Annotated in this window: 14 protein-coding genes; 2 read left to right on the plus strand and 12 right to left on the minus strand. The window is 53.3% G+C overall.

Features of this window, described 5'->3' with window-relative positions; translation table 11 throughout:
- Window positions 1-77: 77 nt before the first annotated feature.
- Entirely contained in the window at window positions 78-1,796 is a 1,719-nt protein-coding gene (locus AC128V_RS04735) for a DUF8094 domain-containing protein (RefSeq protein WP_482763535.1), read from the minus strand.
- Between the two features lie 174 nt (window positions 1,797-1,970).
- Here AC128V_RS04735 and AC128V_RS04740 point away from each other — a divergent pair, with 174 nt between their 5' ends.
- The gene (locus tag AC128V_RS04740) at window positions 1,971-3,023 is read left to right on the plus strand and encodes an AI-2E family transporter (RefSeq protein ID WP_482763536.1); all 1,053 of its coding nucleotides are present in this window, start codon (window positions 1,971-1,973) and stop codon (window positions 3,021-3,023) included.
- On the opposite strand, the gene AC128V_RS04745 is transcribed toward AC128V_RS04740, so the two are convergent.
- The 9 genes from AC128V_RS04745 to rpsB form a co-directional block, all read right to left on the minus strand.
- On the minus strand, window positions 3,020-3,727 hold the full coding sequence (locus tag AC128V_RS04745; protein ID WP_482763537.1) for an alpha/beta hydrolase: 708 nt from the start codon (window positions 3,725-3,727) through the stop codon (window positions 3,020-3,022). The two genes, AC128V_RS04740 and AC128V_RS04745, sit on opposite strands and share 4 nt — an antisense overlap.
- Complete coding sequence (locus AC128V_RS04750) at window positions 3,727-4,020, minus strand: hypothetical protein (RefSeq protein WP_482763538.1); 294 nt, start codon at window positions 4,018-4,020, stop codon at window positions 3,727-3,729. The genes AC128V_RS04745 and AC128V_RS04750 overlap by 1 nt, the downstream gene beginning before the upstream one ends.
- A gap of 2 nt (window positions 4,021-4,022) precedes the next feature.
- Window positions 4,023-4,604 (minus strand): aggregation-promoting factor C-terminal-like domain-containing protein, encoded by a 582-nt coding sequence (locus AC128V_RS04755; RefSeq protein ID WP_482763539.1) that lies wholly within the window; start codon window positions 4,602-4,604, stop codon window positions 4,023-4,025.
- Window positions 4,605-4,657: 53 nt separating this feature from the next.
- Window positions 4,658-5,197 carry a hypothetical protein gene (locus tag AC128V_RS04760; RefSeq protein WP_482763540.1) on the minus strand — a complete coding sequence of 180 codons (540 nt, stop codon included), beginning with the start codon at window positions 5,195-5,197 and terminating at the stop codon, window positions 4,658-4,660.
- A 3-nt stretch (window positions 5,198-5,200) separates the two neighbouring features.
- Window positions 5,201-6,025: a phosphatidate cytidylyltransferase gene (locus AC128V_RS04765; RefSeq protein ID WP_482763541.1), complete on the minus strand. Its 825-nt coding sequence runs from the start codon at window positions 6,023-6,025 to the stop codon at window positions 5,201-5,203.
- Window positions 6,026-6,586, minus strand: a complete 561-nt coding sequence (gene frr, locus AC128V_RS04770; RefSeq protein WP_482763542.1) for a ribosome recycling factor — start codon at window positions 6,584-6,586, stop codon at window positions 6,026-6,028.
- A gap of 23 nt (window positions 6,587-6,609) precedes the next feature.
- Entirely contained in the window at window positions 6,610-7,308 is a 699-nt protein-coding gene (gene pyrH / locus AC128V_RS04775; protein WP_482763543.1) for a UMP kinase, read from the minus strand.
- Window positions 7,309-7,417: 109 nt separating this feature from the next.
- Window positions 7,418-8,245 (minus strand): translation elongation factor Ts, encoded by an 828-nt coding sequence (gene tsf, locus AC128V_RS04780; RefSeq protein ID WP_482763544.1) that lies wholly within the window; start codon window positions 8,243-8,245, stop codon window positions 7,418-7,420.
- 2 nt (window positions 8,246-8,247) lie between these two features.
- Window positions 8,248-9,111, minus strand: a complete 864-nt coding sequence (gene rpsB, locus AC128V_RS04785) for a 30S ribosomal protein S2 (RefSeq protein WP_482763545.1) — start codon at window positions 9,109-9,111, stop codon at window positions 8,248-8,250.
- Window positions 9,112-9,358: 247 nt separating this feature from the next.
- On the opposite strand from rpsB, the gene AC128V_RS04790 reads away from it, so the two are divergent.
- Window positions 9,359-9,826 carry a peptidoglycan DD-metalloendopeptidase family protein gene (locus AC128V_RS04790; protein ID WP_482763546.1) on the plus strand — a complete coding sequence of 156 codons (468 nt, stop codon included), beginning with the start codon at window positions 9,359-9,361 and terminating at the stop codon, window positions 9,824-9,826.
- Here AC128V_RS04790 and AC128V_RS04795 read toward each other — a convergent pair.
- Both AC128V_RS04795 and AC128V_RS04800 read right to left on the minus strand, forming a co-directional pair.
- Window positions 9,823-10,713 carry a tyrosine recombinase XerC gene (locus tag AC128V_RS04795; protein WP_482763547.1) on the minus strand — a complete coding sequence of 297 codons (891 nt, stop codon included), beginning with the start codon at window positions 10,711-10,713 and terminating at the stop codon, window positions 9,823-9,825. The genes AC128V_RS04790 and AC128V_RS04795 overlap by 4 nt on opposite strands.
- A gap of 9 nt (window positions 10,714-10,722) precedes the next feature.
- Window positions 10,723-10,950: hypothetical protein (locus AC128V_RS04800; protein ID WP_482763548.1), on the minus strand; the 228-nt coding region annotated here is incomplete at its 5' end.

The raw sequence follows: 10,950 nt of genomic DNA on the forward strand, positions 1-10,950 counted from the left end.
AACCACATTGCCATTGCCCTGAGCTGGATTTTGGTTTGTCAGCTTCGATAGATCAAAAGCCCCTGAAAAATTACTCATTACCCACCTAGCGATACTGCGGTTAGAAGCTGTTGGGTGGCACCTAGCAGTCTGACCCTGGATTCCGACCCCGCGGCAGGCATATGGAACAGCAGCATCGCACCGTATCTGGTTTCGATGCCGGTGGCGGATCCGCCGGCACCAAGCAGAATGGCTTCCTGCCCGGAGATGGCAACCGCATCGCCAGGTTCCTTAGGGATGATCGTGTAGGTGTCGATCATGTACATTCCGACCAAAGCTCCACCCTCACCGGATGTGAGTAGCACCATGCCATCGGTTGAGAGCTTGTGGTCAAAGGTGACGTTCGCATTGCTGAGCGTTTCTGCCAATGTGCGCTGCACCGAAGAAACATCGTTGATGTACTGGTTCTCGCCGTCCATCAAGATGCTCCAGGTGGAATCGGGCCCCTCATTCAAAAGACTTCCAACCGCGTTGGCAAGATCGGTTGGCGGCATCAACAAGAACTTGCTGTCTTCCTTGACGGTGTTAGCGCCAACCTCTTCACCGGCAACCTCAGGGAAATCAACCTCGGGCAAGATATCCATGTACTGGTAGAGCTTGTACTGATCCCTTGCACTTTCTTGCCGCAGGATCAACATCGTCAGGGTCTGCTCCCCCGTTACAACCATCACCGAGCGTGGCCAGGTGTCAGTCGCGCTTGGCAAGAACAACTGAATCGGTTCTGCCAAAAGCGGGGCTGGAGGCGCGGGATTCTCGGTTCTACGGGCAATGTTGTAGGCGGCTCTTCTTGCCACCAGTGCTGGGCCTGAAACCCTAACCTCGATGCTCTCGCGGTCGAGTTCGGCATCGGAGAGCGCCACTACCTCGGTGATCTCGCCCAGGATTCGCTTGAGCTGATCCTTGGTCATCACAGGAGTCAAAGTGTCTTGAGCCGGAGAAGGACTGGGGCTCAAAACTGGATTCACATATTCCGGGGTGCAGCCGGCTAGTGCGGCTGGAATCAAAGCAAGTGCTACGAACTTGAGAGCTCTGGACTGCCTTCTAGAGGTGATGGGAGCTTGTGGCTCGGATTTCTTTTTTCCAAATTTTGGATGTTTGAATTTAGCCCTTCGACGCTTGGGTCCGCTCCAGTTTCTGGTGATCCTTGACTTCCGATAGCTGATAAGGAACAACCACAAACTCCAAAGCGCGCCGACGCTCATCAGAGCCAAGCCGACCAGAGTGATTGGTGCGATTGGAGCACCCTGGTCTTCAAGGTCCCATTCGATCATGATTTTTCTTGGGGCTAAGTCGACTCCTTTGGCAGCGATCAAAACTCCAACCTCGTTACCCTCGGGGACGGATACCTTGCCCTCGAATTTCTCTGCAACTTCGAGCCTCCAGAGATCGGAGCCGCGTGGGTCGGCAAGTTCTCCGCTGCCTGCGCGCTCTACCTCGGAAAGCACGACCTGCTCTTTTACCTGATTTACCGACAGTCGAGCCTCGGTGTATTGGGCCTTGCCTATCCAGCCAACAATGTCCGACTCTCTGCCGGCGGCAAGGAAGACTTCGCCATCGTTATTGGCGGTTACTGATACCTTGCCCGGATAGGCGGTGAGCACCTTGTTGGGAATCATCACGTAGGTGGTTGGCGCGGTGAATTCTGTCTGAGCAACAATTAAATTCAGTGGCTGATTTTCCAGCTGGTTCACCAATCCGATTGCGGACAGCGTCAGACCAACCACAAAGGTGGTCATGGAAAGCCAAAAGCGCAGCAAACGAACTCCAAGGTCTGTATCAGTCGTGCAAGTTTACCCCGAGCGCTGCAAACTTCCCTAAGCCGCAGACCCCGCCCTCGCGCACAACCAAAAAGCTAATTAGGCGGTGGCAATCGGCTAGATTCGCATACAGGCGCGTAACTTGGTATCTAGCGCACTATTGAACGAGGGCTGATGGAACAGAAAACTAGACTGACCGGCGGATTCCAAACTGGTCTAACCGCGGGTCTAGGTGTGATGACCGCCATTTTGCTGGCCACCGCGGTCTCCCAGTTGGCAACCGTTATTACCTATGTTGTCTTCGCGTTATTACTTGCTCTTGGACTAAACCCGCTTGTGAAGCTGCTGCAAAAGATCAAGTTTCCAAAAATCCTGGCCATAACAGTTGTGGTGCTGGGATTCTTCGGTTCGTTGGCGCTACTAATCTCACTCGCCCTTCCGGAAGCGATCGAAGAGGCTGCGATCTTCATCCAGCAGGTTCCAACTTTGATTTCGAGCTTCTTTACCCTGGATTTGATCTCACAGTGGGATGTGCGCCTAGGTGGCTCGCTCACCAATGCTGGAAACGGACTGATCGACTTTGTGTCTAATTCCGCGAACTGGCCGACACTTCTCGGTGGCGTATTTGAGGTTGGCCTCGGCGTTGTGAGTGCAACATTTGGTGTGATTCTGGTTGGAATCCTGACCCTGTATTTCATGGCCTCTCTCGATCAAATACGCGAGTACCTGGGCAAGTTGGTTTCCAGCTCCAAGCGAGAGTCGTTTTTTAGCATTTCAGATCAAATCTCCACTTCGGTTGGTCGCTGGGTTATTGGACAACTTTCGATTGCGCTTATTCACGCAGCAGTGGTGTTCACTTTCCTAAGCATTGTGCAGGCACCTTTCGTATTGCTGTTGACCTTTATCGCTTTCCTATTTGCACTTATTCCATTGGTGGGACCGGTGATCGCATTTGTCCTGATCACCTCGTTCTCGCTATTGGCAGGGTTTGAAACAGCGATTGCGGTGGGAATCTTCTACTTGATTTACCTGCAGATCGATGCCTACCTGGTTTCACCAAGAATCATGAAAAAGGCGGTTTCGATCCCGTCGGCTGCCGTTGTTATTGCAGCACTTGCCGGCGGAACCCTAATGGGTGTTCTTGGAGCGCTGATTGCTATTCCTATTGCTGCCAGCGTGCTATTGATTATTCGTGAGGTTTGGATGCCGAAGCAGGAACTTACCTAGTACTGAGTCGGTAGTGGTGCAGACCCTGGCACCACAATCTCGCTAATTGCATCGAGTGCTCTTCTAGTCGCATTCTCGCCAACCCAGAGATGCTTCTCGCCGTCAAAACCCAAGACCTGAGCCTTAGGCACGATTGCAAATCTGTTGGCGGCTTCTGCCGGCTGCAGATAGTCATCATCGCCAGGAACCAGAGCAATTAGCGGCCTATCAAATTCATTCCAGCGAGCAAGATCTAGGTCAGTCGCTCGGTGTAGCGGTGGCGAGATCAAAATCGCACCAGAGATGTCGTGATCTGGCCCGTACTTAGTCGCAAGTTCGGTCCCAAAGCTCCAACCAACCAACCACAGATTCTCAAGTCCGCGGTCCTGGCAAAACTTCACCGCCGCCGCAACGTCAAATTCCTCGAGCACTCCCCCGTCAAAGCTTCCGCTGGAGGTTCCCCGCGGTGAGGATGTGCCACGGGTATTGAAGCGTAAAACAGCGACATCAATCAGCGCTGGTAGACGATTCGCCGCCTTTCGGTAGAGGTGGGAATCCATAAAGCCACCGTGAGTTGGGAGCGGGTGAAGGGTAATGAGAGTCGCTTTTGGTGATTTACCAAGCGGCATCGCTATTTCCCCAACCAAAACCTGTCCGTCTTTGGTCGTAAGGGTGATCTCTTCCCTTACGGCTGGTAACACAGTGGCCGCGCGAATCTCTTCCATTACGGCAGTAGCCCGTCAAAAATCTTGAAGCAGTGATTGTGAAAGTGGCGCCTGGTTTGCACTCCGCGATGGGTGTCCCACGCCACGGTATGCATGATTCCTGGTTCGATAGAAATTACACAAACCGGGCAGACCCAGCTCTTTCCCTCTTCGGCGGTTAAGCCGCTGGTCTGCTGGACTGTGAATTCGACACCGCGCTTTACGACGGTGTGGGGTAGGGACATTTTCAACATGGAGAAATCAAGTTCGCGATACTGGGGCTCTGGGGCTCCCCTGCGCCTTTTACCGCGCATGTTTAGTACCAGTTTTTGTCGTTTGAGTGAGCCAGCGCTCCACATGGGGACTGATAGCGATTATCGATGTAACCGATTCCCCACTTGATTTGAGTTTCTGGGTTGGTGCGCCAATCGGGGCCAGCGGATGCCATTTTGGAACCAGGCAGTGACTGCGGAATTCCATAGGCACCGGAAGAACTGTTCATTGCGTTCCAGCGCCAGTTGCTCTCACGCTCCCAAAGCTTTACCAGGCAGGAGTACTGGTCGTAGTCCCAGCCCTTGTCTGTTACCAGCTTTAGGGCAATACCCTTAGCGGTCCCTGGGACCGGAAATGGTGCTCCGTCAACAAAAAGCTTCGCAACTCCCTCACCGGAGAGAATCTCAAAGGAGCCACGGGCATAGCCCTCGCCATCCAAAGCGACAAAAGTCAGCTGCTGATTTTGATCTTCGTGGGCCTCAAAAACCTGAATGGTGTCGGCAGATGCCATCGTTCCAGAGTAAGGATCTACTGCGGAAACCATCACCAAAGATGCTGCGAAAAAGAATCCAAGGGTTGGCAAAGCTCGCGACTTAGCGCGTGGCTTAGAACCATGTCTACTCAAGGGACTCCTTATGTGCAGTCTCTAAGCCTAAACCGCTAAGCCGAAATCGGCAATTAGCCAAGCAGTTTTTGGCGGTGCAGGGCACTGACAACCGCACTTAGAAATTCATCCACCTGCTCGCGATCTAGGCCATTTGAGGACCTTCCCAGCGAGATGGTTCTGAGTTCAAAAGTTGAAGGCGCGCTCAAAGTACTGCGCTTGATTTCAATTCGTTTGATAAGCGCATTTACCATTCTTGGGCTATATCCCTTGGCTGCCTTTTCAAACCTTTCCTTGGGCTCAGTCTCGAGGACCTGCTTCAAAGCACGAAGTAGTGCTGCCAAATCCGAGGATGCCTTTGCCTTGCCAAATCGGCGCAATTCTCGCTCTAGCTCGCGAACTTCTAAAGCGTCCGACGCCTTGGCTATTGCCTCGTCAACGGCTGGGATCTTGTATCCGGCAAGCACCAAATCGAATCGAGCAACCGCGACGACAGCAGCGCTAATAATCTCGCGATCTGGGTTTTCATTTTGAGAATGGACCCTGGCCATGAGTGCGTCAACTTGCTTGGGGTTATACCCCTGCAGTTTTGCACTAGCCAGCGGGAAGTTCATAAGCTAAAAGACTACGTGAGCCAAAAGGTAAGCCACGAAAGTTGATGGCAAAAGGGAATCTACTCGGTCCATCATGCCACCGTGACCCGGCAAAACATTACCCATGTCTTTGACCTCGAGATCTCGCTTAATAAGAGATTCGGATAGATCTCCCATAACCGAACTGACCAGCAGTGCGGCTCCGAAAAGTAGACCAAACCAAAGTGACGCTCCGGTTACCAAAGCGGTAATTATTCCGCCAAATAGCCCACCGAGGATTGAGGCAAATAAGCCCTCCCAAGTTTTTTTAGGGCTAATCCTTGGCGAGAGCTTGGTTTTTCCAAAGAATCGGCCAATCAGATATCCAAAGGTGTCGATGGAAGCAACCGTGATCACCAGTCCAAAGATCCACGCCGTGCCATTTGGTCGGTCGATCAATAGGCCACCGAAGCTAAGTAGCAGTGGGACATAGAACAGTGCCCAGTTGCTGGCACCGAAATCTCTCAGGGTCTGCCGGAGAGTTTGGCGCTCTTTGTTTATAGCGAGGTACATAGCGCGCCAAAGCACCATCGCCGCGCTGAAAATTAGCACCGTCAACCACTGCGCAATTGGGCCAAAGAAATAAGCAATCCAAGGAAGTAGCAACCCGGCTAACCCAACTAAGTACTTTGGAACATGCCAGCCACCGCGCTTTAGAACGCTTGCGAGTTCATAGCCGGCAACGGCGGTGGAAACCGAAAGCAAACCAACAAAAAATAGTGGGTTGAGTAAAGAAAGTAGAAAAACTCCGCCTAGCCCAAATCCCACGGCCAGTCTTGGCCCTAAGGTCTTGGACTTTGCGGTTTCCAACTAAACCTCGAGAAGCTCGGCTTCTTTGTTCTTTAGGGCTTCGTCGATCCTGTCGGTGTGGGCCTTAGTGATTGACTCGAGTTCTTTCTCGGCGCGCTCGATATCGTCCTCGCCAGCGCCACCGTCCTTCTTGAGCGCCTCAAGATCTTCCTTGGCACCGCGGCGGATGTTACGAACCGAAACGCGGCCGTGCTCAGCCTTGTCGCGGGTTAGCTTTACGTATTCCTTGCGACGCTCTTCGGTGAGCTCTGGAAGGTTGATGCGAATAATTGAGCCGTCGTTGTTTGGCTGAGCGCCAAGGTTTGGCATCGCCATTAGCGCCTTCTCAATAGCCTGCAGGGCACTCTTGTCATAAGGGTTGATGATGATCGAGCGTGCCTCTGGGTTCTGGATACCGCCGAGCTGACCCAAGGGAGTCATGGTGCCGTAGTAGTCGACCATGATCTTCTGGAACATTGCGGGGTTGGCGCGGCCGGTGCGCACGGATGCGAAGTCATCCTTGGTGGCCTCAACGGCCTTGGCCATCTTGTCTTTGGCCTCGGCCATGATCTCGCTAATCATTTAGTACCTTCTCTTGTCTGAACTTAAGCTCTTACCGAGGTGCCAACCGGCTCACCCAAAAGGGCCTCGGAAATCTTCTCCATGCTGAATACGCGCATTGGCATCTTGTTGTCCATGCAGAGTGAGAACGCAGTCGCGTCTACAACCTTGAGGCCCTTCACCAAAGCATCCTGGTAGCTGATCTCGGTCAACATCTTGGCGTCCGGGTCCTTGCGCGGATCCGCGGTGTAGACACCATCAACACCATTTTTGGCAACCAATACTTCATCAGCACCAATTTCCAAGGCTCGCTGCGCTGCAACGGTGTCGGTTGAGAAATATGGCAATCCAGCTCCGGCACCAAAGATCACGATGCGGCCCTTTTCAAGGTGACGGATGGCACGAAGTGGCAAGTATGGCTCCGCAACCTGAGCCATGGTTATTGCGGTCTGAACTCGCACGTCAGCGCCAGCCTGCTCGATAAAGTCCTGTAGCGCCAACGCGTTCATAACGGTGCCCAACATGCCCATGTAGTCAGCGCGACCACGGTCCATGCCGCGACTAGAAAGCTCTGCCCCGCGGAAAAAGTTTCCACCACCGACGACGATGGCAATCTCTACTTTTTCGGCTGCCTTGGCAATGTCTTTCGCAATATCGGACACCACGTCTGGATTTACACCTAAGGATCCGGCACCGAAGGCTTCACCTGAAAGCTTTAGCAATACCCTGCGCTTTTCACCCATGTGTTCCACCTTTTTTGCACCTGCGAATCGACTCCGCATCGAGTCAATACTAGAGCCCAAAAAGATAGAGGGCCCGGTCTTTCGACCGAGCCCTCTAAAAGGTTTTTGGTTAGACGCCGACGCGGAAGCGTAGGAAGCTGGTGACCTTTAGTCCTGCATTCTCCAAGACCTTGCCAACGGACTGCTTTGAGTCCTTTGCGAAGTCCTGATCTAGCAAGCAAGTCTCCTTGAAGAAGCCGGTTACGCGGCCTTCAACGATCTTTGGCAGTGCAGCCTCAGGCTTACCCTCGTCGCGTGCGGTTGCCTCAGCAATCTCACGCTCCTTTGCAACGATCGCGGCTGGGATCTCGTCGCGGGTTAGGTAGCTTGGGCTGAATGCTGCAATGTGAACTGCAACGTCGTGAGCGGTCTCTGCGTCAGCACCCTCGAAAGCAACAAGCACGCCAACCTGTGGAGGTAGGTCGCGGCTGGTGCGGTGAAGGTAAGCGTCAACGCCAGACGCTGAAACGGTAGCAACCTTGCGAAGTTCAACCTTCTCGCCCAAGATCGCTGCCTGGTCGGTGATTGCATCTGCAACGGTTGCGTTGCCGTGCTTGGCTGCAAGTGCAGACTCAACATCGGTGGCGCCAGCGGCAACAATTGCATCTGCAACGGCGTCAGCCAGAGCGATGAAGTTGTCAGCCTTTGCAACGAAGTCGGTCTCGCAAGCAAGCTCGATCAAGGTTCCGGTGCCATTTGCAACACGAGCAACGATTAGACCGTTGCTGGTGGTGCGACCCTCGCGCTTGGAAACACCCTTTAGACCCTTGAGTCTTAGTAGCTCAAATGCCTTTTCGATGTCGCCATCAGCCTCATCCAATGCGGACTTGCAGTCCATCATGCCTGCGCCGGACTTCTCGCGAAGTGCCTTTACGTCTGCGGCGGTGTAGTTAGCCATGCTTATGCATCCTTCTCTGCTGGAGTCTCTTCAACAACTGGGGTTTCTTCAACAACTGGAGTCTCGTCCGCTGCTGGTGCAGCCTCAGCCACAACCTCTGCGGCCTTTGCCTCGCCAGCCTCAAGAAGCTCGCGCTCCCACTCAGCTAGTGGCTCTGCCTCTTCGCCGCCCTTGTTGTGACGTGCAATCATGCCATCGGCAGCTGCATCTGCGATTACGCGAGTGAGAAGTTCAATTGAACGAATGGCGTCATCGTTTCCAGGGATACCGATGGTTACGTCGTCTGGGTCACAGTTGGTGTCCAAGATTGCGATAACTGGAATTCCAAGCTTCTTAGCCTCAGTGATGGCTAGGTGCTCCTTGTTGGTGTCAACAACCCAAAGTGCGCTTGGGGTCTTAGTCATGGTGCGGATACCGCCCAAGACCTTCTCCAACTTGTCCTTCTCACGGCGAAGGATCAAAAGCTCCTTCTTGGTGATGCCAGCCTTGGCGGCGTTAGTGAAGTCCATGGTCTCCAGCTCCTTGAGGCGCTGAATACGCTTGTTTACGGTGCCGAAGTTGGTCAACAGACCACCCAACCAGCGCTCGTTGATGAATGGCTGACCAACGCGCTTAGCCTCATCGGCGACAACGCCCTGAGCCTGCTTCTTGGTGCCAACAAACATGATGGATCCACCGTTTGCGACGATGTCGCGAACGAAGTGGTATGCCTTGTCAATGTGGTCCACCGACTGCTGTAGGTCGATGATGTAGATGCCGGAACGCTCGGTAAGAATGAATCGCTTCATCTTTGGGTTCCAGCGGCGGGTCTGGTGACCGAAGTGGACACCCGCGTCAAGAAGTTGACGCATGTTGATAGTTGCCATTAGGCACTCCTTTTGGACACACAAATGTGTCCCTCAGTTTCATGACTTGACCCTTTGGTCAAATCCCTGGCATTCCTTCCGACACGACCAAGCCGAAACTTGGACCGAGGTGACGGGATTTGTTGGAACACGCGAATTCGATCTAAATTGCTTCAGACCGTGGACAACCATACCAGCAAATCACTTGGTTATCCACTCCTTTTTGGGCCCAGGTGAAGGGAAAACAGCGCTTGTCCACAATGAATTCGTGAGTCGATCTTTAGGAATCTTTCTAGCTCTAGTGAGCCTTGGTGGAATTGGCGTTTGGGGCGAACCTGCAAACAGAAATGACTCGGTCTGGCAAGCAGAGTATGAAGCGCCAAAAACTGAATATGGCGCTGGGCATCGAGGTGTTGACTTCGAGCTGGAAATAGCTTCCGAAATCACGGCACCCACCGCTGGATCGCTCTATTTCAAAGGTCTCGTAGTCGATCGCGAGGTCGTCACAATTCGCACAACCGACGGCTATCTCGCAAGCTTTGAACCGGCTTGCACCAACCTAAATTTGGGCGATCGCGTCAAACAGGGCGAGGTTATTGCATGGCATTGCCAGCCGAGCAAGAATTACGAGTACCACTGCAACAGCTGTGTGCATTTCTCAGCAAGAAGCGATTATGGGTACATCTCGCCCGATTACCTTTTGGGAAATCTCGAACCGAGCGTGCTTGAGGGCTAGGCCCTGGGGTGAGCTTGCTCAAATGACTTCTTGAGACGTTCTACCGACACGTGAGTGTAGATCTGAGTAGTACCCAAAGATGCGTGCCCCAGGATCTCTTGCACCGCCCTCAAGTCTGCTCCATGATCTAGCAGGTGAGTTGCTGCGGAGTGCCGAAGGGTGTGCGGGCCCGTGGCTCCAGCGGGAGTGTCCTCCAGTTGTTTCGCAACCAGAGCGTAGATCTGCCTAACTCCAATTCTCTTGCCTCGAGATGTCAGTAAAAGCGCATTAGGCGACTCTGGCAGGGCGTGTGCATTCCTGCCGGCGCGAATCCAGCGAGCTAGGGCTTCAGCTGCCATGTCTCCATAGGGCAGCATGCGCTGCTTATTGCCTTTGCCAGTTACCCGCACAAGTTGCCTCGAGAAATCAAAGTCATCGACATCCAGACCCGCTAGCTCACTTACACGCATGCCGGTGGCGTAGAGCAGCTCAAAGGCGCACCAATCACTCAGTGCTGCGGGCTTATCGGTGGTAGCCATATTTCTAAGGCGCTCTAGGACCTTGGAAATCGAGTCTTCGGTGGCAACCTTCGGCAGGTTACGTTCCAACTTGGGTGACCTGAGCCTCAAGCCCGGATCAACAGCTATAACCTCGCGCTCCAAAAGCCACGCGGTGAAAGCCCTAACCGAGGATGACTTTCTCGCGATGGTGGATTTGGTGGCACCGGCGTCGGTCAGCACCCAGAGCCATTGCCGAAGCGCGTTGAGGTCGAGACTTGATTTACTGTCCTCCAGAAAAGTTAGAAATTCGGCGATATCGCCACCGTATGCCTTTTGAGTGTGAGGAGAGTTTCCGCGCGCAACTAAAGCCTTTAGAAAGGCTTCTCGCTCTAAATCAAACCGCTGCACCTAGCCAGATTAGGCGCTAACTCGGTCATTTTGGTGCAGGTCCAAGCCCTCTAACTTCAATCGAAACAGCTCGCGTCTAACCTCTTGAATGCCCAGGCCAGATTCGCTAGCGATCGATGCTTGATCCCTGGCACCTTCTCGAAGGGCGTCTTCGACACGTTTTTGATTGGAACTAGCTTCTACGTTGCGATGTTTATCTAAATACCAAGGTTTGGCCAAGCCCTCTTTGATCATCGA

The sequence above is a fragment of the Aquiluna sp. genome (assembly GCF_965064355.1).